Annotated in this window: 17 protein-coding genes; 12 read left to right on the top strand and 5 right to left on the bottom strand. The window is 60.0% G+C overall.

The window, feature by feature from the left end; translation table 11 throughout:
• The first annotated feature begins 56 nt into the window (after nucleotides 1-56).
• From prpC to prpD, 4 genes are all read left to right on the top strand, one after another.
• On the top strand, nucleotides 57-1,184 hold the full coding sequence (gene prpC / locus FFH90_RS21395) for a 2-methylcitrate synthase (protein ID WP_018925251.1): 1,128 nt from the start codon (nucleotides 57-59) through the stop codon (nucleotides 1,182-1,184).
• Nucleotides 1,185-1,295: 111 nt separating this feature from the next.
• The gene (acnD, locus tag FFH90_RS21390; RefSeq protein ID WP_111454666.1) at nucleotides 1,296-3,890 is read left to right on the top strand and encodes a Fe/S-dependent 2-methylisocitrate dehydratase AcnD; all 2,595 of its coding nucleotides are present in this window, start codon (nucleotides 1,296-1,298) and stop codon (nucleotides 3,888-3,890) included.
• A gap of 52 nt (nucleotides 3,891-3,942) precedes the next feature.
• Complete coding sequence (prpF, locus tag FFH90_RS21385) at nucleotides 3,943-5,133, top strand: 2-methylaconitate cis-trans isomerase PrpF (protein ID WP_138866057.1); 1,191 nt, start codon at nucleotides 3,943-3,945, stop codon at nucleotides 5,131-5,133.
• Between the two features lie 139 nt (nucleotides 5,134-5,272).
• Nucleotides 5,273-6,757 carry a 2-methylcitrate dehydratase gene (gene prpD / locus FFH90_RS21380; RefSeq protein ID WP_138866056.1) on the top strand — a complete coding sequence of 495 codons (1,485 nt, stop codon included), beginning with the start codon at nucleotides 5,273-5,275 and terminating at the stop codon, nucleotides 6,755-6,757.
• A 35-nt stretch (nucleotides 6,758-6,792) separates the two neighbouring features.
• Here prpD and FFH90_RS21375 read toward each other — a convergent pair whose 3' ends face one another.
• Nucleotides 6,793-7,611: a pyruvate, water dikinase regulatory protein gene (locus FFH90_RS21375; protein WP_018925255.1), complete on the bottom strand. Its 819-nt coding sequence runs from the start codon at nucleotides 7,609-7,611 to the stop codon at nucleotides 6,793-6,795.
• A 174-nt stretch (nucleotides 7,612-7,785) separates the two neighbouring features.
• Between FFH90_RS21375 and ppsA the strand changes: the two genes are divergently transcribed.
• The 8 genes from ppsA (at nucleotide 7,786) to FFH90_RS21335 (ending at nucleotide 15,918) form a co-directional block, all read left to right on the top strand.
• Nucleotides 7,786-10,161, top strand: coding sequence for a phosphoenolpyruvate synthase (gene ppsA / locus FFH90_RS21370; RefSeq protein ID WP_138866055.1), 2,376 nt, complete (start codon nucleotides 7,786-7,788; stop codon nucleotides 10,159-10,161).
• Between the two features lie 95 nt (nucleotides 10,162-10,256).
• Nucleotides 10,257-11,246 carry an alpha/beta fold hydrolase gene (locus tag FFH90_RS21365; RefSeq protein WP_018925258.1) on the top strand — a complete coding sequence of 330 codons (990 nt, stop codon included), beginning with the start codon at nucleotides 10,257-10,259 and terminating at the stop codon, nucleotides 11,244-11,246.
• Nucleotides 11,247-11,438: 192 nt separating this feature from the next.
• On the top strand, nucleotides 11,439-11,930 hold the full coding sequence (rraA, locus tag FFH90_RS21360; RefSeq protein ID WP_019579751.1) for a ribonuclease E activity regulator RraA: 492 nt from the start codon (nucleotides 11,439-11,441) through the stop codon (nucleotides 11,928-11,930).
• Between the two features lie 37 nt (nucleotides 11,931-11,967).
• Nucleotides 11,968-12,963 (top strand): zinc transporter ZntB, encoded by a 996-nt coding sequence (locus tag FFH90_RS21355; RefSeq protein ID WP_018925260.1) that lies wholly within the window; start codon nucleotides 11,968-11,970, stop codon nucleotides 12,961-12,963.
• 63 nt (nucleotides 12,964-13,026) lie between these two features.
• Nucleotides 13,027-13,275 carry a hypothetical protein gene (locus tag FFH90_RS21350; RefSeq protein WP_007940635.1) on the top strand — a complete coding sequence of 83 codons (249 nt, stop codon included), beginning with the start codon at nucleotides 13,027-13,029 and terminating at the stop codon, nucleotides 13,273-13,275.
• Between the two features lie 2 nt (nucleotides 13,276-13,277).
• Entirely contained in the window at nucleotides 13,278-14,102 is an 825-nt protein-coding gene (locus FFH90_RS21345; protein ID WP_007940637.1) for a mechanosensitive ion channel domain-containing protein, read from the top strand.
• Between the two features lie 86 nt (nucleotides 14,103-14,188).
• Nucleotides 14,189-14,779, top strand: coding sequence for an RNA polymerase sigma factor SigX (gene sigX, locus FFH90_RS21340; protein WP_017337463.1), 591 nt, complete (start codon nucleotides 14,189-14,191; stop codon nucleotides 14,777-14,779).
• A gap of 107 nt (nucleotides 14,780-14,886) precedes the next feature.
• Nucleotides 14,887-15,918: an OmpA family protein gene (locus tag FFH90_RS21335; RefSeq protein WP_018925262.1), complete on the top strand. Its 1,032-nt coding sequence runs from the start codon at nucleotides 14,887-14,889 to the stop codon at nucleotides 15,916-15,918.
• A gap of 84 nt (nucleotides 15,919-16,002) precedes the next feature.
• Here the strand turns inward: FFH90_RS21335 and cobA are convergent, their stop codons facing one another.
• From cobA to nirB, 4 genes are read right to left on the bottom strand one after another with little or no spacing between them, the layout of a single operon-like run.
• On the bottom strand, nucleotides 16,003-16,767 hold the full coding sequence (cobA, locus tag FFH90_RS21330) for a uroporphyrinogen-III C-methyltransferase (RefSeq protein WP_086945139.1): 765 nt from the start codon (nucleotides 16,765-16,767) through the stop codon (nucleotides 16,003-16,005).
• Between the two features lie 10 nt (nucleotides 16,768-16,777).
• The gene (locus tag FFH90_RS21325; protein ID WP_138866054.1) at nucleotides 16,778-19,495 is read right to left on the bottom strand and encodes a nitrate reductase; all 2,718 of its coding nucleotides are present in this window, start codon (nucleotides 19,493-19,495) and stop codon (nucleotides 16,778-16,780) included.
• Nucleotides 19,495-19,812 (bottom strand): nitrite reductase small subunit NirD, encoded by a 318-nt coding sequence (nirD, locus tag FFH90_RS21320; RefSeq protein WP_018925265.1) that lies wholly within the window; start codon nucleotides 19,810-19,812, stop codon nucleotides 19,495-19,497. The genes FFH90_RS21325 and nirD overlap by 1 nt, the downstream gene beginning before the upstream one ends.
• Nucleotides 19,809-22,262 (bottom strand): nitrite reductase large subunit NirB, encoded by a 2,454-nt coding sequence (gene nirB / locus FFH90_RS21315; RefSeq protein ID WP_138866053.1) that lies wholly within the window; start codon nucleotides 22,260-22,262, stop codon nucleotides 19,809-19,811. Before nirB ends, nirD begins: the two co-directional genes overlap by 4 nt.
• Nucleotides 22,263-22,376: the final 114 nt, after the last annotated feature.

Below are 22,376 nucleotides of genomic sequence, written 5' to 3'. Positions count from 1 at the left end.
GGCGCAATCCCCCACAACTTGCCGATTCCCTAACAAATTCAAGATTGGAGACAGCAATGGCCGAAGCAAAAGTACTCAGTGGCGCCGGGCTCCGTGGCCAGGTTGCCGGGCAAACCGCACTGTCCACCGTGGGCCAGTCGGGCGCCGGTCTGACCTATCGCGGTTACGACGTGCGCGAACTGGCGGCGGACGCACAGTTCGAAGAAGTGGCTTACCTGCTGCTGTACGGCGAACTGCCGACCCAGTTACAACTGGCCGGCTATACCGAGAAACTAAGCAAGCTGCGCGACCTGCCGCAAGCGCTGAAAGAAGTGCTGGAGCGCATCCCCGCCGACGCCCATCCAATGGATGTGATGCGCACTGGCTGCTCGTTCCTGGGCAACATCGAGCCGGAGAAAGACTTCTCCGAGCAGCACGACAAAACCGACCGCCTGCTGGCCGCGTTCCCGGCGATCATGTGCTACTGGTATCGCTTCAGCCACGACGGCAAACGCATCAATTGCGTGACCGACGAAGCCTGCATCGGCGGCCATTTCCTGCACCTGTTGCACGACAAGAAACCGAGCGAATTGCACGTCAAGGTGATGAACGTTTCGCTGATCCTCTACGCGGAGCACGAATTCAACGCCTCGACCTTCACCGCCCGGGTGTGTGCCTCGACGCTGTCGGATCTGTATTCCTGCATCACGGCTGCCATCGGTTCCCTGCGCGGCCCGCTGCACGGCGGGGCCAACGAAGCGGCGATGGAAATGATCGAGCGCTTCAGCTCGCCGGAAGAGGCGGTTGAGGGCACCCTCGGTATGCTGGCACGCAAGGACAAGATCATGGGCTTCGGCCACGCGATCTATAAGGACAACGATCCGCGCAATGAGGTGATCAAGGGCTGGTCGAAAAAACTCGCCGACGAAGTGGGCGACACGGTGTTGTTCCCGGTTTCAGAAGCCATCGACGCAACCATGTGGGAACAGAAGAAACTGTTCCCGAACGCCGACTTCTACCACGCCTCGACGTACCACTTCATGGGCATCCCGACCAAGTTGTTCACACCGATCTTCGTCTGCTCGCGCCTGACCGGCTGGGCGGCTCACGTGTTCGAGCAACGTGCCAACAACCGCATCATCCGCCCGAGCGCCGAGTACGTCGGCGTCGAACAGCGCAAGTTCGTGCCAATCGAACAACGCTGACCGGGGAGGGCGCCGGTACTGGTTACTGAAGGAACCGGGAACCCTGCAGGTCAGGGTTCAGCCCGGTGCCAGGCGCCCACCTTTTGAAATTACCGCGACCGAGTCCTGACGATGAATACTGAATTCCGCAAACCGCTGCCCGGCAGCTCTCTGGATTATTTCGACGTCCGTGCGGCGGTCGATGCCATTGCGCCCGGCGCCTACGACACCCTGCCGTACACCTCCCGCGTGCTGGCGGAAAACCTCGTGCGTCGCTGTGACCCGGCCACGCTCACTGATTCCCTGAAACAACTGATCGAGCGCAAACGCGACCTCGACTTCCCATGGTTTCCGGCCCGCGTGGTGTGCCACGACATTCTCGGCCAGACCGCCCTGGTGGACCTTGCCGGCTTGCGCGATGCCATTGCCCTGCAAGGCGGCGACCCGGCGCAAGTGAACCCGGTGGTGCCGACGCAATTGATCGTCGACCATTCCCTGGCCGTCGAGCGTGGCGGCTTCGATCCCGAGGCCTTCGAAAAGAACCGCGCCATCGAAGACCGTCGCAACGAAGACCGTTTCCACTTCATCAACTGGACCAAGAAAGCCTTCAAGAACGTCGACGTGATCCCGCCGGGCAACGGGATCATGCACCAGATCAACCTGGAGAAAATGTCGCCGGTGATCCAGGTGCGCGACGGCGTGGCTTTCCCTGATACCTGCGTCGGCACCGACAGTCATACCCCGCATGTCGATGCACTGGGTGTGATCGCCATCGGCGTCGGCGGTCTGGAAGCGGAAAGCGTGATGCTCGGCCGCGCGTCGTGGATGCGTTTGCCGGAAAGCGTTGGCGTCGAGCTTACCGGCAAGCTGCAACCGGGCATCACCGCCACCGACATGGTGCTGGCGCTGACCGAATACCTGCGCAAACAAAAAGTTGTCGGCGCATGGCTGGAGTTCTTCGGTGAAGGCGCGTCAAACCTCACCCTCGGCGACCGCGCGACCATTTCCAACATGGCCCCGGAATACGGCGCCACTGCTGCAATGTTCTACATCGACCAGCAGACCATCGACTACCTGAAACTCACCGGCCGTGAAGACGAGCAAGTGCAACTGGTCGAGAGCTACGCCAAACAGACCGGCCTGTGGGCCGATAGCCTCAAAGGCGCGCAATACGAGCGCGGGTTGAGCTTCGACCTGTCCTCGGTGGTGCGCAACATGGCCGGCCCGAGCAACCCGCATGCGCGTGTTGCGACCTCGGATCTGGCTGCCAAAGGCATCTCCGGCCAGTGGGAAGACGTGCCCGGCCAGATGCCGGACGGTGCGGTGATCATCGCCGCCATCACCAGTTGCACCAACACCAGTAACCCGCGCAACGTCATTGCCGCCGGCCTGCTGGCGCGCAATGCCAACCAGCTTGGGCTGACCCGCAAGCCATGGGTCAAGTCGTCCCTGGCACCCGGTTCGAAAACCGTGGCGCTGTATCTGGATGAAGCCGGCCTGACCAAAGAGCTGGAGCAACTCGGCTTCGGCGTCGTGGCCTTCGCTTGCACTACCTGCAACGGCATGTCTGGTGCGCTGGATCCGGTGATCCAGCAAGAGATCATCGACCGCGACCTGTATGCCACCGCCGTACTCTCCGGCAACCGCAACTTCGACGGGCGGATTCACCCGTACGCCAAGCAGGCGTTCCTCGCATCGCCGCCATTGGTGGTGGCTTATGCCATCGCCGGCACCATCCGTTTCGACATCGAAAAAGATGTACTGGGCGTGGTCGATGGCAAGGAAATCCGGCTGAAAGACATCTGGCCGAGCGACGAAGAAATCGACGCGGTGGTCAAGGCCTCGGTCAAGCCGGAGCAGTTCCGCCAAGTGTACATTCCGATGTTCGCCATCCACGAAGACACTGGCCCGAAAGTCACGCCGCTGTACGACTGGCGCGAGATGAGCACCTACATCCGTCGTCCGCCGTACTGGGAAGGCGCGCTGGCCGGCGCGCGTCCGCTCAAGGGCATGCGCCCTCTGGCGGTGCTGCCGGACAACATCACCACCGATCACCTGTCGCCTTCGAACGCGATCATGCTCGACAGCGCAGCGGGTGAGTACCTGGCGAAAATGGGCCTGCCGGAAGAGGACTTCAACTCCTACGCCACGCACCGCGGCGACCACTTGACCGCGCAGCGCGCAACCTTCGCCAACCCGAAACTGTTCAATGAAATGGTGCAGGAAAACGGCAAGGTCAAGCAGGGTTCTCTTGCCCGCGTGGAGCCGGAAGGCAAAGTGATGCGCATGTGGGAAGCCATCGAAACCTACATGGAGCGCAAGCAGCCGCTGATCATCATTGCCGGCGCCGACTATGGCCAGGGTTCGTCCCGGGACTGGGCGGCCAAAGGCGTGCGTCTGGCGGGGGTGGAAGCGATTGCCGCCGAAGGTTTCGAGCGCATTCACCGCACCAACCTGGTGGGCATGGGCGTGTTGCCGCTGGAGTTCCTGCCGGGCACCAATCGTAAAACCTTAGGGATAGATGGCAGCGAAACCTATGACGTGATCGGCGATCGCACCCCGCGCGCGACGCTGACGCTGGTGATCAACCGCAAGAACGGTGAACGCGTCGAAGTGCCGGTGACCTGCCGCCTCGACACCGCCGAAGAAGTGTCGATCTACGAGGCCGGCGGCGTGTTGCAGCGTTTCGCTCAGGACTTCCTCGAAGAGTCGGCGGTTGCCGTTTAACACGACGAGCCGCGCGGGATTTCAAGTCCCGCGCTGGCCATACAGGATCAATATGGCTCACGCATCTCAGATAAAAATCCCTGCCACCTACATGCGCGGCGGCACCAGCAAAGGCGTGTTCTTCAGCCTCAAGGATTTGCCCGAAGCGGCGCAGATGCAAGGCATCGCCCGCGATGCCTTGTTGCTGCGCGTGATCGGCAGCCCCGATCCGTACGAGAAGCAAATCGACGGCATGGGCGGCGCGACGTCCAGCACCAGCAAAACCGTGATCCTGTCGAAAAGCATCAAGGCCGATCACGACGTCGATTACCTGTTCGGTCAGGTCGCCATCGACAAACCTTTCGTCGACTGGAGCGGCAACTGCGGCAACCTGTCGGCGGCGGTGGGTTCGTTCGCCATCAGCAATGGCCTGGTGGATGCCAGCCGCATTCCGCACAACGGTGTGGCGGTGGTGCGCGTGTGGCAGGCCAACATCGGCAAGACCATCATCGCCCATGTGCCGATCACCAATGGCGAGGTGCAGGAAACCGGTGATTTCGAACTCGACGGCGTGACCTTTCCGGCCGCCGAAGTGCAGCTCGAATTCATGGATCCGGCGGCGGAAGAAGAGGGGGGCGGTGGCTCGATGTTCCCCACCGGCAATCTGGTGGACGACCTTGAAGTGCCGGGTGTCGGCACGCTCAAGGCTACCCTGATCAACGCTGGCATCCCGACCATATTCATCAACGCCGAAGACATCGGCTACACCGGCACCGAGTTGCAGGGCGCGATCAACAGTGACCTGGAGGCTTTGGCAATGTTCGAAACCATCCGCGCTTACGGTGCGCTGCGCATGGGGCTGATTGAACACTTGGATGAAGCCGCCAAGCGCCAGCACACGCCGAAGGTCGCGTTCGTCGCCCCACCTGCGGATTACATTGCGTCCAGCGGCAAGAAAATCGCAGCCGCCGACATCGACCTGCTGGTGCGCGCGTTGTCCATGGGCAAGCTGCACCACGCCATGATGGGCACGGCAGCGGTGGCGATCGGCACGGCGGCGGCGATTTCCGGCACCTTGGTCAACCTGGCAGCGGGCGGTATCGAACGCAACGCCGTGCGCTTCGGCCATCCGTCCGGCACCTTGCGCGTGGGCGCCGAGGCTGCAAAGGTCAACGGTGAGTGGACGGTGAAAAAAGCCATCATGAGCCGCAGTGCGCGGGTGTTGATGGAAGGTTATGTCCGGGTGCCGGGGGATTGTTTCTAACCTCAATCCAGGCATACACAAATCCCTGTGGGAGCGCCGCTCCCATAGGTGATGCATTTCCAAAACAAGAGTGTTGTACCGACTGAGACTACCCTGAACCGAGGTCCCATCAACGAACCACTTCAAGAGTGAATCGAACATGAGCGCCAACGTCGACCTGAACACCCGCCCCGACTACGACACGGTTCTGCAGGACATCGCCGACTACGTCCTCAATTTCAACATCCAGTCGCCCGAGGCGCTTGATACTGCCCGCAATTGCCTGATGGACACCCTCGGCTGCGGCTTGCTGGCGCTGCGTTTCCCCGAATGCACCAAACACCTGGGTCCTATCGTCGAAGGCACTGTCGTCCCCTGCGGCGCCCGCGTGCCCGGCACCAGCTATCGTCTCGACCCGGTCAAGGCCGCTTGGGACATCGGTTGCATCGTCCGCTGGCTCGATTACAACGACACCTGGCTCGCCGCCGAATGGGGCCATCCGTCCGATAACCTCGGCGGTATTCTCGCGGTGGCCGACCACCTGTCGCAAAAGCGCCTGGCCAATGGCGACGCCCCGTTGACCATTCGCGCTGTGCTGGAAGCCATGATCATGGCGCACGAGATTCAGGGCGTGATCGCCCTGGAGAATTCGTTCAACCGCGTCGGTCTTGATCACGTGATTCTGGTGAAAGTCGCCTCGACCGCCGTCACTGCCAAACTCATGGGCGCCAATCGCGAGCAGCTGCTGTCGGCGTTGTCCCATGCCTTTGCCGACGGCCAGGCGCTGCGCACTTACCGGCATGCGCCGAACGCCGGATCGCGTAAATCCTGGGCGGCCGGAGACGCGACCAGTCGGGGCGTGCGTCTGGCGGACATTGCGATGCGTGGTGAGATGGGCATCCCCGGTGTACTGACCGCCAAGCAATGGGGTTTCTACGATGTACTGTTCAGCCACACCAACAACGACCTGGGGCTCAAGCCTGAAGGCAAGCGAGCTTTCAGTTTTTCCCGGCCGTTCGGCAGCTATGTGATGGAAAACGTGCTGTTCAAGATCAGCTTCCCCGCCGAGTTCCACGCGCAAACGGCCTGCGAGGCTGCCGTCACCCTGCATCCATTGGTCAGGAATCGCCTGCATGAAATCGACAGGATCGTTATCACCACCCACGAATCAGCGATCCGCATCATCTCCAAGGTCGGCCCGCTGGCCAACGCTGCGGACCGCGATCACTGCCTCCAGTACATGACCGCCGTACCCCTGGTATTCGGCAATCTGGTGGCCGAGCAGTACGAAGACGACTTCCACGCCGCGCACCCGATTATCGATGTGCTGCGCGACAAAATGGTCATTGTCGAAGACCCGCGCTTCACCCGCGAATACCTGGAGGCGGACAAACGCTCCATCGCCAACGCGGTACAGGTGTTCTTCAAGGACGGTTCCAGCACCGATAATGTGATGGTGGAGTACCCGATCGGTCATCGCCGGCGCCGTGCCGATGGCATTCCGTTGCTGGAAGACAAGTTCAAGGTCAACCTGACGACGCGCTTCACGGCTCAGCGAAGCGCCGAGATCCTTGCGCTGTGCAAGGACCCGGCAGCACTTGAAGCGACGCCGGTGAACCGGTTTGTGGATTTGTTTGTGATCTAGCTGGCCGCGAAGGCGGCATAACTGCCGCCGACTATCTACTTGAACCGCCGTTCCACACCTTTCTCCACCAGAATCTTCGCCGAGATCTCTTCCACGGAGAAATGCGTGGAATTGATGTGGGGAATGTTCTCGCGTCGGAACAGATTCTCCACCTCGCGCACTTCGAATTCGCACTGCGCGTAGCTCGAATAGCGGCTGTTGGGCTTGCGTTCGTTGCGGATCGCGGTGAGGCGGTCCGGGTCGATGGTCAGGCCGAACAGCTTGTGATGATGGGCGCGCAGGGCGGTCGGCAGTTGCAGGCGCTCCATGTCGTCTTCGGTCAGCGGATAGTTGGCTGCGCGGATGCCGAATTGCATGGCCATGTACAAACACGTCGGTGTTTTGCCGCATCGCGACACGCCTACTAGTATCAAGTCAGCTTTGTCGTAATAGTGCGTGCGGGCGCCATCGTCATTGTCGAGGGCGAAGTTCACCGCCTCGATACGCTCCATGTAATTGGAGTTATGGCCGATGGAGTGGGATTTGCCGACGGTGTAGGAAGAATGCTCGGTCAGCTCCTGTTCAAGGGGCGCCAGGAAGGTCGAGAAAATGTCGATCATGAAACCATTCGACGTTGCGAGAATCTCACGAATGTCCTGATTGACAATGGTGTCGAAAATAATCGGACGAAAACCATCGTTTTCGGCGGCTTTGTTGATTTGTTGTACCATGGCCCGCGCTTTATCAGCGTCGTCGATGTACGGTCGTATGATTTTGCTGAAGGTAATGTTTTCGAACTGCGCCAGCAGGCTTTGGCCGAGGGTTTCGGCGGTAATGCCGGTGCCATCGGAGATAAAGAAAGCAGATCGTTTCATTTGCACCTTGGGCCTTAAGCTAGTGACGATTCTTGGATATAGTAGGCGCGATTTGTCGGCCACCGATGGCCCGCATTCTCACTTATTTTCCAGGTCCAGGCCATACAGCCGGCAAAGGCTCCCCCGAGTCGCCGGCTTCTGAGCTTTTCCAACACAGTTAGTGGAGAGATCACCTTGGTAGAGTACGTAGTTTCCCTCGATAAGCTCGGCGTCCATGATGTAGAGCATGTGGGGGGCAAGAACGCATCCCTGGGCGAGATGATCAGTAACCTTGCAGGCGCCGGTGTATCGGTGCCAGGTGGCTTTGCCACGACAGCTCAGGCTTATCGTGATTTTCTGGAACTGAGCGGCCTGAACGATCAGATCCATGCCGCCCTCGACGCCCTGGACGTCGATGATGTAAACGCTTTGGCCAAGACCGGCGCCCAGATCCGTCAATGGATCATGGAAGCCGAGTTCCCCGAGAAGCTCAACGCCGAGATCCGCACCGCGTTCGCCACGCTGTCGGCCGGCAACCCTGACATGGCCGTGGCCGTGCGCTCTTCCGCTACCGCCGAAGACCTGCCGGACGCTTCCTTCGCCGGTCAGCAGGAAACCTTCCTGAACATCCGTGGTGTCGAAAACGTCATTCGCGCCGCCAAAGAGGTGTTCGCCTCCCTGTTCAACGACCGCGCCATTTCCTACCGCGTGCACCAGGGCTTCGACCACAAGCTGGTGGCCTTGTCGGCTGGCGTGCAGCGCATGGTCCGCTCTGAAACCGGCACCGCTGGCGTGATGTTCACCCTCGATACCGAGTCGGGCTTCCGTGACGTGGTGTTCATCACCGGCGCCTACGGCCTGGGTGAAACCGTCGTACAAGGCGCGGTGAACCCGGATGAGTTCTACGTCCACAAAGGCACGCTGGAAGCCGGTCGTCCGGCCATCCTGCGTCGCAACCTGGGCAGTAAAGCCATCAAGATGATCTACGGTGACGAAGCCAAGGCCGGTAAATCGGTCAAGACCATCGACGTGGACAAGGCCGATCGTGCGCGTTTCTGCCTGACCGACGCCGAAGTCAGCGAGCTGGCCAAGCAGGCGATGATCATCGAGAAGCACTACAAGTGCCCGATGGACATCGAATGGGCCAAAGACGGCGACGACGGCAAGCTCTACATCGTGCAGGCCCGTCCGGAAACCGTGAAGAGCCGTACCCAGGCCAACGTCATGGAACGTTACCTGTTGAAAGAAACCGGCACCGTGCTGGTGGAAGGTCGTGCCATCGGCCAGCGCATCGGCGCCGGCAAGGTGCGGATCATCAAGGACGTGTCCGAGATGGACAAAGTCCAGCCGGGCGACGTGCTGGTTTCCGACATGACCGACCCGGACTGGGAACCGGTCATGAAGCGCGCCAGCGCCATCGTCACCAACCGTGGCGGCCGTACCTGCCATGCGGCGATCATCGCTCGCGAGCTGGGCATCCCGGCCGTGGTCGGTTGCGGCAACGCCACCCAGCTGTTGAAAGACGGCCAGGGCGTGACCGTTTCCTGCGCTGAAGGCGACACCGGTTACATCTTCGAAGGCGAACTGGGCTTCGACATCAAGAAAAACTCCGTGGATGCCATGCCGGAGCTGCCGTTCAAGATCATGATGAACGTCGGCAACCCGGACCGCGCCTTCGACTTCGCGCAACTGCCGAACGCCGGTGTGGGCCTGGCCCGTCTGGAATTCATCATCAACCGCATGATCGGCGTGCACCCCAAGGCGCTGTTGAACTACGGCGGCCTGCCGCAGGAAATCAAGGACAGCGTCGACAAGCGCATTGCCGGTTACAACGACCCGGTTGGCTTCTATGTCGACAAACTGGTCGAAGGTATCAGCACCCTGGCGGCAGCGTTCTGGCCGAAAAAGGTCATCGTGCGTCTGTCGGACTTCAAGTCCAACGAATACGCGAACCTGATCGGCGGCAAACTCTACGAGCCGGAAGAAGAAAACCCGATGCTGGGTTTCCGTGGCGCTTCGCGTTACATCAGCGAATCGTTCCGTGACTGCTTCGAGCTCGAATGCCGCGCCCTCAAGCGCGTGCGTAACGAGATGGGCCTGACCAACGTTGAAATCATGGTGCCGTTCGTCCGTACCCTGGGCGAAGCGAGCCAGGTGGTCGATCTGCTGGCTGAAAACGGTCTGGCCCGTGGCGACAACGGTCTGCGCGTGATCATGATGTGCGAGCTGCCGTCCAACGCGATCCTGGCTGAAGAGTTCCTCGAGTTCTTCGACGGTTTCTCCATCGGCTCCAACGACCTGACCCAGCTCACCCTGGGCCTGGACCGTGACTCCGGGATCATCGCGCACCTGTTCGACGAGCGAAATCCTGCGGTCAAGAAACTGCTGGGCAACGCCATTGCCGCGTGTAACAAGGCCGGCAAGTACATCGGCATCTGCGGTCAGGGCCCTTCGGACCACCCGGACCTGGCCAAGTGGCTGATGGAGCAGGGCATCGAAAGCGTTTCGCTGAACCCCGATTCCGTACTGGAAACCTGGTTCTTCCTGGCTGAAGGTCAGGCTTCGGCCTGATGGTGTGAGTGAAAGGGCCGATCTGTGATCGGCCCTTTCAGAGATTCAAGTAGGGCGGGCTCCTCTGGATGCCGCCCTTTTTTGTGCAAGAGCATATGCAAAGTAGCAGCAACCTATTTCCTGTCGCCCTGATCAGCGCCGAGCGGCGCGGCGATCTGAGCGAAGACGTCTATCGTTTGAAACCCGGCAACAGCCCCGACGGCACCGTTGAGCTGGCTGTGACACGCCTGGGCCTGGCCGATGAGCCGGCGGTGCGTGGCGTGCCGGTGATTCTGCTGCACGGCAGCTTTTCCAATCGGCGGTTCTGGTTTTCTCCCAAAGGTTTGGGCCTGGGCGCTTACCTGACGCGTCTGGGATTCGATGTGTGGATTCCGGAAATGCGCGGTCACGGCCTGTCTCAGCGCAACCAGAACTATCGCCAGAACAGCGTCGCCGACTATGCGCGTTACGATTTGCCGGCCATTGGCGCGTTCGTGCGCGAGCAAAGCGGCCAGATCCCGCACTGGATCGGCCATTCGCTGGGCGGCATTACCCTCGCCGCGGCGTTGGGCGGCCAGTACCTGGGCGAGCCCGCCGTGGCTTCCGCGGCGTTTTTCGGCACGCAAGTCAGCCGTACTTACTGGCCGTTGAAGTTTCCACCGGTGGAGTGGAGCGGGCGCTTCATTCTCAAGCGTTTTGCCCAACTGTCGGGCTCTCGGCTCAAGCGCGGCCCGGAGGACGAGCCGATAGGCCTGGCCCTGGAAAGCATGCGTTGGTACGGGCTGTTCGGCCGCTTCGGCGATGCCGACAAAGACTGGTGGGCGGGTTTGGCCGAGGTGCAATTGCCGGTGCTGGCCGTGAGTGCCGCGGGCGATCATCAGGACCCGACCTGGGCCTGCCATAAGCTGTTCGATCAAGTCGGCTCCGAGCACAAGCAGTTCATCACCCTTGGCCGCGAGCAAGGCTTTGGCGATAATTTCGGTCACGTGGAAATGCTGGTCAGCAAGGCTGCGCAGGCTGAAGTCTGGCCGTTGGTGGCTCGCTGGCTGGCGGATCAACAGACGCCTTTACTGGGTGAAAAGCCGGATTTGGCCACAGCGATTTGAGCCTGATGCTCTAACAAGGGCATTTCTCTCTGGTCGGCTTGCGGCTAATATGTGACGCATTGAGTGGTTCTGGTCACTTTGAGTGATTGATGCGGTCGCTGTGTTCGTGCATATGGAGCGATTTGCAACCGTCCAGCCTTGGCCCGAGTATGCTGCATACTCGATTGTCTTCCTTGTTACAGGAGTTTCTCGATGAACCATTACCTCACGCCTGACCTGTGCGACGCCTATCCGGAGCTGGTGCAGGTGCTGGAACCGATGTTCAGCAATTTCGGCGGCCGTGATTCTTTCGGCGGCGAAATCGTGACCATCAAATGTTTCGAAGACAACTCGCGGGTCAAGGAGCAAGTCGAGCTCAAGGGCAACGGCAAGGTGCTGGTGGTCGACGGTGGCGGTTCCCTGCGCCGCGCGCTGTTGGGCGACATGCTGGCCGAGAAAGCCGCGAACAACGGTTGGGAAGGGCTGGTGATCTACGGTTGCATCCGCGACGTCGACGTCATCGCGCAAACTGATCTGGGGGTTCAGGCCCTGGCCAGTCACCCGATGAAAACCGACAGGCGCGGTGTTGGCGATCTCAACGTTGCCGTGACCTTCGCGGGCGTGACCTTTCACCCGGGCCACTACGTTTATGCGGACAACAACGGGGTGATCGTCTCGCCAAGCCCGCTGAAAATGCCTGAATAAGCGCTGCTGGCTTTTTGTTTCAAGAATAGGGGTGAGGATGTTCGAGGAAGAAAACGCGCAGTGGGGGCTGGTGCATGCCCTGGTGCTGGACGGTAAAGGCGGTGCGCGTTCGATAGCCCGGACTGAACTCGATGACTTGCAGTTGCAGGCCCACGAAAGCCTGTGGCTGCACTGGGATCGCAGCCACCCGCAAACCCAGACCTGGCTGCGAAAATCCAGCGGGCTGAGTGAATTTAGTTGCGATTTGTTGCTGGAAGAGAACACCCGACCGCGTCTTTTGCCGCTGCCGGACTCTGAACTGCTGCTGTTTCTGCGCGGGGTCAACCTGAATCCGGGCGCGGAGCCGGAAGACATGGTCTCGGTGCGGATCTTCGGTTCGGCCCAACGGGTGATTTCCCTGCGTTTGCGGCCGTTGCGTGCCACCGAAGAGTTGTTGGTGCAACTGGCCGACGGCAAAGGGCCGAGAAGCGCTTCCGAGCTGATCCTGTATATGGCGCAATACCTTACCCATAAAGTGCAGGATCTGGTCGGCGACCTCTCGGAAGTTGTCGATGAGGAAGAAGAAAAGCTGGATGCCGACGAACGGTATACACCTGAGCATGGGGCTGTTTTGCAGATCCGCCGCAGGGCCGCTGGGCTGAAGCGTTTTCTGGCGCCGCAGCGGGATATTTTCGGTCAGCTGACGCGGATAAAACTGCCGTGGTTCTGCGAAGACGATGGCGATTACTGGAACGAATTGAACAACAGCCTGACCCGGTATCTCGAGGAGCTGGAGTTGACCCGGGAGCGTGTGGGGCTGGTCCTGGAGGCTGAAGACCGGCGTTTGAGCGTGCGCATGAACCGCACGATGTATCGATTCGGGATCATCACCGGAATCTTTTTGCCGATGAGTTTTCTGACCGGTCTTTTGGGCATCAACGTCGGCGGTATTCCGTTCTCTGCCAACCCCTACGGCTTCCTGATCGCCTGCCTGTTGATGGTCTTGGTGGCGCTGGGGCAGTGGTGGTTATTCCGACGTTTACGCTGGGTCTGACGATGCGCCATGTGACCCGACCAAATCTAACCGCGTCTTTGACAGACATCACGAGAGGTGCGTATGCACGATCCGTTTGAACAGTCTTTGCGTGACATGCTCAAAGCATCGCCGTCCAGCCGTGACGACGATGCCTGTCTGGGGCGTGTACTGAAAACCGCCAACCGCCAGGTCGGTGCCGGCGATCTGTTCAGCCTTCTGGGCCGTTGGCTGCCCGCGCTGATGATCGCCCTGAATAACGGATCGGCCCATGTAGCGCCGGTTTCTCGTCTGCGTAAACCTACCGCCCGCACTGCTGATAAGGCTGATTGAATATGGAACTTGATCTCTGGACTCAGAGCCTCGTCACTGCAATGACTGCGTTGTGGACCAAAGTTGCGAACTTCATTCCGAACCTGTTTGGCGCACTGGTTGTACTGCTGCTGGGTTTTGTCGTGGCCAAACTGCTGGACACGCTGCTCTCAAAATTGCTCGCCAAATTGGGCCTTGATCGCCTGATGGGTGGCACCGGACTGACCAAATTGCTGTCCCGCGCCGGCCTCCAGGTGCCTATTTCGACGCTGATCGGCAAAATTGTTTACTGGTTCGTCCTGTTGATTTTTCTCGTTTCTGCCGCAGAATCCCTTGGACTTGAACGAGTTTCGGCTACGCTGGACATGCTGGCGCTGTATGTTCCGAAAGTATTCGGCGCGGCGCTGGTGCTGCTGGTGGGTGTCTTGCTGGCGCAACTGGCCAATGGGCTGGTGCGTGGCGCGGCAGAAGGCGTAGGGCTGGATTACGCAGCAGGACTGGGGCGGATTGCCCAGGGCCTGGTGATCATCATCAGTATTTCGGTTGCGATCAGCCAGTTGGAGGTCAAGACAGACCTGCTCAACCACGTGATTGTGATCGTCTTGATTACCGTTGGTCTGGCGGTTGCGCTGGCCATGGGGTTGGGAAGCCGGGAAATTGCCGGTCAGATTCTTGCGGGAATCTATGTGCGAGAGTTGTATCAGGTTGGGCAACAAGTGCGTGTTGGCGAGGTCGAAGGGCAGATCGAAGAGATCGGCACGGTGAAAACCACGGTGCTGACCGACGAGGGTGAGCTAGTCTCTCTCTCGAATCGGATTCTCCTGGAGCAGCATGTGAGTAGCCGCTAACCCGGCAAATCCTGCTAATGTATGCCGCCGCAAATTGCCCTGAAGGGCAGCGGCGGACATTGACCTGACTGTCGGCCCGACTTGTTTTGAATAAAGCTCAATCGCTCTCCACGCGCTACGACCCCCGCGAGCTCTCTGATGAGGAGTTGGTCGCGCGCTCGCATACCGAGCTGTTTCACGTAACGCGCGCCTATGAAGAACTGATGCGGCGTTACCAGCGAACATTATTTAACGTTTGTGCACGGTACCTGGGGAACGATCGTGATGCAGACGATGTCTGTCAGGAAGTGATGTTGAAGGTGCTGTACGGCCTGAAGAACTTCGAGGGGAAATCGAAGTTCAAGACGTGGCTCTACAGCATCACGTACAACGAGTGCATCACGCAGTATCGGAAGGAACGGCGTAAGCGTCGCTTGATGGACGCTTTGAGTCTGGACCCCCTCGAGGAAGCGTCTGAAGAAAAGGCGCCGAAACCCGAGGAGAAGGGCGGACTTGATCGCTGGCTGGTGTATGTGAACCCGATTGACCGTGAAATTCTGGTGCTACGTTTTGTCGCAGAGCTGGAGTTTCAGGAGATCGCAGACATCATGCACATGGGTTTGAGTGCAACAAAAATGCGGTACAAACGCGCTCTAGACAAATTGCGTGAGAAATTTGCAGGCATTGCCGAAACTTAGTTTGGCGCAAATATCTCTTACGTGTAGGCAAGTTCTGATAGACTTGCCGCCGAGTTGTCCCCCGGTTTGCGGGACTGCTTCACAATCACCAGATGGGGATTTAACGGATGAAACTGAAAAACACCTTGGGCTTGGCCATTGGTTCTCTTATTGCCGCTACTTCGTTCGGCGCGCTGGCACAAGGCCAAGGCGCAGTTGAAATCGAAGGCTTCGCCAAGAAAGAACAGTACGACAGCGATCGTAACTTCAAGAACAACGGCAACCTGTTCGGCGGCTCGGTTGGTTACTTCCTGACCGACGACGTAGAACTGCGTCTGGCCTACGACGAAGTACACAACGTACGTGCAGATGATGGTCGCAACGTAAAGGGCGCTGATACCGCTCTGGACGCTCTGTACCACTTCAACAACCCAGGCGACATGATCCGTCCATACGTTTCTGCCGGTTTCTCGGACCAGAGCATTGGCCAAAACGGTTCGGGTCGTAACCGCTCCACTTTCGCCAACGTTGGCGGCGGTGCCAAGCTGTACTTCACTGAAAACTTCTACGCCCGTGCTGGCGTTGAAGCTCAGTACAACATCGACCAGGGCGACACCGAGTGGGCTCCTAGCGTCGGTATCGGTGTGAACTTCGGTGGCGGCTCCAAGCCTGCTGCTGCTCCAGTTCCAGCACCGGCTGAAGTTTGCTCCGACAGCGACAACGATGGCGTTTGCGACAACGTTGACAAGTGCCCAGACACCCCAGCCAACGTAACTGTTGACGCTGATGGCTGCCCAGCAGTTGCTGAAGTTGTTCGTGTTGAGCTGGACGTGAAATTCGACTTCAACAAGTCGGTAGTCAAGCCTAACAGCTACGGCGACATCAAAAACCTGGCTGACTTCATGAAGCAGTACCCATCCACCACTACTGTTGTTGAAGGTCACACTGACTCCGTCGGTCCTGACGCTTACAACCAGAAACTGTCCGAGCGTCGTGCAAACGCCGTTAAGCAAGTTCTGACCAACCAGTACGGTGTTTCGCCGTCCCGCGTTCAGTCTGTTGGCTACGGCGAATCCCGCCCAGTTGCTGACAACGCCACTGAAGCTGGTCGCGCTGTAAACCGTCGCGTAGAAGCGAAGGTTGAAGCTCAAGCTAAGTAATTAGCTCGCAGCTCAAGAAAAGCCCGGCTTAGGCCGGGCTTTTCTTTGTCTGCGATTTGGTGAAGAGGGAGTAATAGGTAGGGTTCAGGCTGATTGATCGGCCACCATCGCGGGCAAGTCGCGCTCCCACAGAGATGAAGTTGCACAGGCTGCCACGGCACCGATCACCAGGATCGCCGGGCTCTTCAACTGAAAGCTGAGGGCATCCTCTTCCATTGCTGTCAGGTCGCTCCGGCATTCCCGTTGGTGCGGCAGCGAAGCGTTTTCGATCATCGCCACGGGCGTATCGGCGGCCATTCCACCGGCCAGCAGTTGCTCACGAATCTCGCTCAGTTTTGCGACACCCATATAGACCACCAACGTGGTGCCGCCTTGAGCCAGGGCCTGCCAGTTCAGGCTACTGTCATCCTGAGTGTGCGCCGTGACCAGTGTCACGCCACGGGCGACACCCCGAAGCGTCAGTGGAATATCACATTGGGTCGCGCCGGCAAGGCCAGCGGTGATGCCATTGACCAATTCAACCTCGACCCCTCGTTCACGTAACCACTGCGCCTCTTCACCGCCGCGTCCGAAGATGCACGGATCGCCACCCTTGAGCCGCACCACGCATTTGCCGTGGCGGGTATAACGCAGCATCAGGCGATGAATGAAGGCTTGAGGCGTGGAGCGACAGCCGCCGCGCTTGCCCACGGGAATAATTCGCGCATTCGGGCAATGCTCCAGTACCGCAGGATTGACCAGATCGTCGATCAACACCACGTCCGCTTCGCGCAACGCACGAACCGCCTTGAGGGTCAGCAATTCCGGATCGCCGGGACCCGCACCCACCAGCCAGACTTTTGCGCTCATAGTGTTTTCCTCACGAGGTGACGGCGACTGGCTGCGCAGTGGCGGCCAGTAAACGCTTGATTTCCGGGACGCAGGAGCCGCATTGCGTGCCGCAGCCCAATTCTTGTTTCAAACCTTGCAAGTCCAGGCCACGGCTGATTCCGGCACAGATTGCGTTCTGGCTGACGTTCATGCAGTTGCACAGGGTTTTGCTGCCGGATGCAGGGGCGCCAGCGTTGCCTGGTGGCGCACTCAACGGTGCCAGCAGCCAACGGCGCAGTTGTTCGTCGGCGCGACCTTCGAGCCACAGGCTTTGCAGCCAATGTTGGGCGAGTGTTTCACCGGCCAGGCGAATCGCGGTGATCCGGCCGTTCTCGATACGCACCCGTTTACCGATCGAACGCCGGGGATCGTCATAAGCCAATACCGGGCCGTCGTTGAGCCCCAGGCATTGATCGATATCGCGCAACAACTGCGGCTCTGGCGCGGTGGCGCTGGCGGCGCGTATCAGCAGCGCGGGACGCTCACGGCCGGCCAGGCTGAGGCTGGCGTAGGAAAACGCCTCGCAGAGTGGTCGCAACGTCTCCAGGTGCTGTTGAACATCACCTTCGATCAGGGCGAAAAGCTGCCAGGGCAAATTCACAGGCTCGAGTCGTACACCGCTGTGTTTGAGTTCAGGTTGCTTCGACAACGGATCGAAGGCGGGAAGGGTGAGGGTATTCACACCGCCCTTGAGAAAGCGGTCGCCCCAATGCATCGGCAGGAAAGCCTGGCCCGGACGTACGCTGTCGTCGCTGCTGACCGGCAGGATCACCGCGCCCCGGCGACTTTTCAGATTGATCAGGTCGCCAGGTTGCAGGCGATGCCGACGCAGTTCATCCGGGTGCAGGCTCAACACGGCTTCGCTGACATGGCCGAACAGCTGCGCGGCGGTGCCGGTGCGGCTCATGCCGTGCCATTGATCGCGCAGGCGGCCGGTGATCAAGGTCAGCGGGAAACGCGCATCGCGTTGTTCCTTGGCGGCGCGATAGGGGTCGGTCACGAACTGCGCACGCCCGCTGGCGGTCGGGAATACCCCGTCAAGGTACAACCGCGCGGTGCCTTCGCGGGCTCCGGCGGGGAAGGGCCATTGCTGCGGTCCGAGCTGGTCGATCAACTCATGACTGATCCCGGACAGGTCGAGGTCGCGGCCGCGAGTCAGTTGTTTGTATTCGTCGAAGACCTGTGCCGGGGTTTCAAAGGCAAACAGGCTGGAGGCTCCGGGACGCAGGTGTTTTTCCAGGCGCTGTGCGAAATCCACAGTGATCGCCCAATCGGGCCGTGCTTCACCGGGGGCGCCGATGGCTCGGCGGACGTGGGAAATGCGTCGCTCGGAGTTGGTAACCGTGCCGTCCTTTTCACCCCAACTGGCGGCGGGCAGCAACAGGTCGGCGAATGCGGCGGTTTCGGTGGTGTGGAAGGCTTCCTGCAACACCACGAACGGGCAGGCTTGCAGTGCCTCGCGCACAGTGGTCTGGTCCGGCAGCGACTGGGCAGGGTTGGTGCAGGCAATCCACAGGGCTTTGATCTTGCCGCTGCGCATCTGCTCGAACAGTTCGATGGCCGTGAGCCCGGTGTTTTCGGGCAGTTGATCGACGCCCCAGTAGGCGGCCACTTGCGCGCGGTGCTCGGCATTGGCCGCTTCGCGATGGCCTGGCAGCAGATTCGACAAGCTGCCGGTTTCCCGGCCGCCCATGGCATTGGGCTGACCGGTCAGCGAGAAAGGTCCTGCACCGGGCCGGCCGATTTGCCCGGTAGCCAAGTGCAGGTTGATCAGCGCGCTGTTCTTCGCGCTGCCGGCGGTGGACTGATTCAGCCCCATGCACCACAGCGACAGAAAGCTCGGTGACGTGCCGACCCATTCCGCGCATTGGTGCAGTTGCTCGACGCTGATGCCACAGAGTTGCGAAACCATTGTCGGGGTGTAGTCGCGCACCAGCTTTTTCAGCTCGGCCAGGCCTTCGGTGTGGGCCTTGATGAAGTCGCGGTCGATCCAGTCTTCCCACAGCAGCAAGTGCAAAATCCCATGGAACAACGCGACATCGGTACCGGGCAGAATCGCCAGGTGCAGGTCAGCCAGATCGCAGGTGTCAGTGCGCCGTGGGTCGATGACGATGACTTTCATCTGCGGACGATGGGATTTGGCTTCTTCCAGGCGACGAAACAGGATCGGGTGGGCGTAGGCCATGTTGCTGCCGACGATCATCACGCAGTCGCTCAGTTCCAGGTCTTCGTAGTTGCAGGGCGGAGCATCGGCGCCGAGGCTGCGCTTGTAGCCGACCACCGCTGAAGACATGCACAGCCGTGAATTGCTGTCGATGTTGTTGGTGCCCACCAGCGCCCGCGCCAGTTTGTTGAAGGCGTAGTAATCCTCGGTCAGCAATTGCCCGGAGATATAGAACGCGACGCTGTCCGGGCCGTGTTCGGCGATGGTCTTGGCGAAGACACTGGCGGCGTGATCGAGGGCGCTGTCCCAATCTGTGCGGCTGCGAGCCAGTCCTTTGCCCAGGCGCAGTTGCGGGTACAAGGCCCGCGCCGTCAGGTCGCCGGTCAGATGCAAGGTCGAACCTTTACTGCACAATTTGCCGAAGTTGGCCGGGTGCGCCGGATCGCCGCTGACGCCGAGAATGCGCTCGCCGTCGTGCTCGATCAGCACGCCGCAGCCGACCCCGCAGTAGCAGCAGGTGGAGGCGGTGATTTGGCGGTCCATCAGCTTGCTTCCCGCAGAGCCAGCAGCACCCGGCCATTTTCGACCCGTGCCGAATGATGGTGGGCGCAGCCGATATCGGGAGCCTGGGCTTCACCGGTTTCCAGGTCGATCTGCCAGTTGTGCAGCGGGCAGGCGACCCGTTTGCCGTAGATCAAACCCTGGGACAGCGGTCCGCCCTTGTGCGGGCAGCGGTCGTCGAGGGCGAAAACCTCATCGTCGCTCGTACGAAAAATCGCAATGTCGCCTTTCGGGCCGGCGACGATCCGCGAGCCAAGGGTGTTGATCTCTTCCAGTGCGCAGATATCCAGCCAGTTCATACCGACACCTCCAGGTTCTTCACGGGAATGACTTCGAATTCTTTTTTCAGCAGTGGTTGCTCGAGGCGTTCTTTCCACGGGTCCTGTTCGAACGACAGGGAGAATTGCAGGCGTTCGTTGAGTGCCTTGCGCCGTACCGGGTCTTCCAGCACGGCTTTCTTGATGTGTTCCATGCCGACCCGTTGCAGGTAATGCACGGTGCGCTCGAGGTAGAAGGCTTCTTCACGGTACAGCTGCAGGAAAGCGCCGTTGTATTCGCGCACCTCTTCAGCGGTTTTCAACTTGACGAAGAATTCAGCGACTTCGGTCTTGATCCCGCCGTTGCCACCGATGTACATCTCCCAGCCGGAATCCACGCCGATAATTCCGACGTCCTTGATCCCCGCTTCCGAGCAGTTGCGTGGGCAACCGGAGACAGCCAGTTTCACTTTGTGTGGCGACCACATGTTGAACAGGTCATGTTCGAGCTCGATGCCCAGTTGCGTGGAATTCTGGGTGCCGAAGCGGCAGAACTCACTGCCGACACAGGTTTTCACGGTGCGGATGGATTTGCCGTAGGCGTGGCCGGACGGCATGTCCAGGTCTTTCCAGACGCCCGGCAAGTCTTGCTTTTTGATCCCCAGCAAGTCGATGCGTTGGCCGCCGGTGACCTTGACCATCGGCACGTTGTACTTGTCGGCCACGTCGGCGATGCGCCGCAGTTCTGAAGGATTGGTCACACCGCCCCACATCCGCGGGACGACAGAGTAAGTGCCGTCTTTCTGAATGTTGGCGTGGGCGCGTTCGTTGATCAGGCGCGATTGCGGATCGTCCTTGGCTTCGCCGGGCCAGGTGGAAATCAGGTAGTAGTTGAGCGCCGGGCGGCAGGTGGCGCAGCCGTTCGGCGTGCGCCAGTTCAGGTAGCTCATGGTGCCGGCGATGGTCAGCAGATGCTGGTCGCGGATGGCCTGGCGGATTTGCCCGTGGTTGAGGTCGCTGCACCCGCAGATGGCTTTTTCGCTTTTCGGTTTGACGTCTGCCGCACCGCCCACGGTGTTGATCAGGATCTGTTCGACGAGGCCGGCACAAGAGCCGCAGGAGCTGGCGGCCTTGGTGTGTTTCTTCACGTCGTCGACGCTGAACAGCCCGTGTTCCTGAATGGCTTTGACGATGGTGCCTTTGCACACGCCGTTACAGCCGCAGACTTCGGCGGTGTCGGCCATGCTCATGGCTTTGTCCTGGCCTTGATGTCCTACATCGCCTAAAGCATTTTCGCCAAACATCAGGTGATCGCGGATCTCGCCGATGGCATGGTTCTCACGGATCTGCCGGAAATACCAGCCGCCGTCTGCCGTATCGCCGTACAGGCAGGCGCCGACCAGCACGTCATCCTTGATCACCAGTTTTTTGTACACCCCGCCGATCGGGTCGGAGAGGGTGATGGTCTCGGTGCCTTCGCCGCCCATGAAGTCGCCGGCGGAGAACAGGTCGATGCCGGTGACTTTCAATTTGGTCGACGTCACCGAGCCCTTGTAAGTGGCGAAGCCCAGTTGGGCGAGGTGGTTGGCGCACACCTTGGCTTGTTCGAACAGCGGTGCGACCAGGCCGTAGGCGGTGCCGCGGTGGCTGGCGCATTCACCGATGGCGTACACCCGAGGGTCGTAGGTTTGCATTGTGTCGTTGACCAGAATCCCGCGGCTGCAAGGGATGCCGGCTTTTTCCGTCAGTTCGGTGTTGGGGCGAATGCCGGCGGCCATCACCACCAGATCGGCGGGGATGATGTCGCCGTTCTTGAACTGCACCGAGCCGACCCGGCCATTGCCTGCGTCGTGCAGGGCCTGGGTCTGTTCGCACAGGCGGAAATGCAGGCCGCGGGCTTCCAGGGCGGTTTGCAGGAGTTGGCCGCTGGTTTTGTCCAGTTGGCGCTCCAGCAGCCATTCGCCGATGTGCACCACGGTGACGTGCATGCCCCGCAGCATCAGGCCATTGGCGGCTTCAAGGCCCAGCAGGCCGCCACCGATGACCACGGCGTGCTTGTGGGTCTTGGCGGTGTCGATCATCACTTGGGTGTCGGCAATGTCGCGGTAGCCGATCACGCCCTGCAAGGTATTGCCGGGGATTGGCAGGATGAACGGGGTCGAGCCGGTGGCAATCAGCAGGCGGTCGTATTCAGCCTCAGTGCCGTCTTCGGCGATGACCCGGCGTTTGACCCGGTCGATCTCCACCACTTTGCGGTTGAGCAGCAGCTTGATGTTGTTTTCCAGGTACCAGTCCAGATCGTTGAGCACGATCTCTTCGAACGTCTGTTCGCCAGCCAGTACGGGGGACAGCAGGATGCGGTTGTAGTTGGTATGCGGTTCGGCGCCGAAGACCGTGATGTCGTACAGCTCATTACTCAGCTTGAGCAGTTCTTCCAGGGTACGAACCCCGGCCATGCCGTTGCCGATCATCACCAGTTTTAGTTTTTTCATCAGGTTCTCCGGGGAGCTCGGGCCTGCCTCATCAGGGCATTCAGGCCTTGCTCGACAAAATTTTGCGCAAACAAAAAAAGGCGTCCCGCTAGCTAACTAGCGAGGACGCCTTTG

Origin of the sequence: Pseudomonas sp. ATCC 43928 (assembly GCF_005938665.2) — a bacterium.
In the GTDB taxonomy this organism is placed as follows: domain Bacteria; phylum Pseudomonadota; class Gammaproteobacteria; order Pseudomonadales; family Pseudomonadaceae; genus Aquipseudomonas.
This window is presented reverse-complemented; position numbering and strand designations above follow the sequence as displayed.

What these genes read in the sequence shown, in the direction of transcription:
- prpC (WP_018925251.1), top strand. Translation starts at nt 57, where the DNA reads ATGGCCGAAGCAAAAGTACTCAGTGGCGCCGGGCTCCGTGGCCAGGTT.
- nirD (WP_018925265.1), bottom strand. Translation starts at nt 19,812, where the DNA reads ATGAACTGGCTGGATATCTGCGCACTGGAAGAGATCAACACCCTTGGC.
- FFH90_RS21335 (WP_018925262.1), top strand. Translation starts at nt 14,887, where the DNA reads ATGAAACTGAAAAACACCTTGGGCTTGGCCATTGGTTCTCTTATTGCC.
- nirB (WP_138866053.1), bottom strand. Translation starts at nt 22,262, where the DNA reads ATGAAAAAACTAAAACTGGTGATGATCGGCAACGGCATGGCCGGGGTT.
- cobA (WP_086945139.1), bottom strand. Translation starts at nt 16,767, where the DNA reads ATGAGCGCAAAAGTCTGGCTGGTGGGTGCGGGTCCCGGCGATCCGGAA.
- FFH90_RS21375 (WP_018925255.1), bottom strand. Translation starts at nt 7,611, where the DNA reads ATGAAACGATCTGCTTTCTTTATCTCCGATGGCACCGGCATTACCGCC.
- FFH90_RS21325 (WP_138866054.1), bottom strand. Translation starts at nt 19,495, where the DNA reads ATGGACCGCCAAATCACCGCCTCCACCTGCTGCTACTGCGGGGTCGGC.
- acnD (WP_111454666.1), top strand. Translation starts at nt 1,296, where the DNA reads ATGAATACTGAATTCCGCAAACCGCTGCCCGGCAGCTCTCTGGATTAT.
- FFH90_RS21350 (WP_007940635.1), top strand. Translation starts at nt 13,027, where the DNA reads ATGCACGATCCGTTTGAACAGTCTTTGCGTGACATGCTCAAAGCATCG.
- FFH90_RS21345 (WP_007940637.1), top strand. Translation starts at nt 13,278, where the DNA reads ATGGAACTTGATCTCTGGACTCAGAGCCTCGTCACTGCAATGACTGCG.
- FFH90_RS21355 (WP_018925260.1), top strand. Translation starts at nt 11,968, where the DNA reads ATGTTCGAGGAAGAAAACGCGCAGTGGGGGCTGGTGCATGCCCTGGTG.
- rraA (WP_019579751.1), top strand. Translation starts at nt 11,439, where the DNA reads ATGAACCATTACCTCACGCCTGACCTGTGCGACGCCTATCCGGAGCTG.
- prpF (WP_138866057.1), top strand. Translation starts at nt 3,943, where the DNA reads ATGGCTCACGCATCTCAGATAAAAATCCCTGCCACCTACATGCGCGGC.
- FFH90_RS21365 (WP_018925258.1), top strand. Translation starts at nt 10,257, where the DNA reads ATGCAAAGTAGCAGCAACCTATTTCCTGTCGCCCTGATCAGCGCCGAG.
- prpD (WP_138866056.1), top strand. Translation starts at nt 5,273, where the DNA reads ATGAGCGCCAACGTCGACCTGAACACCCGCCCCGACTACGACACGGTT.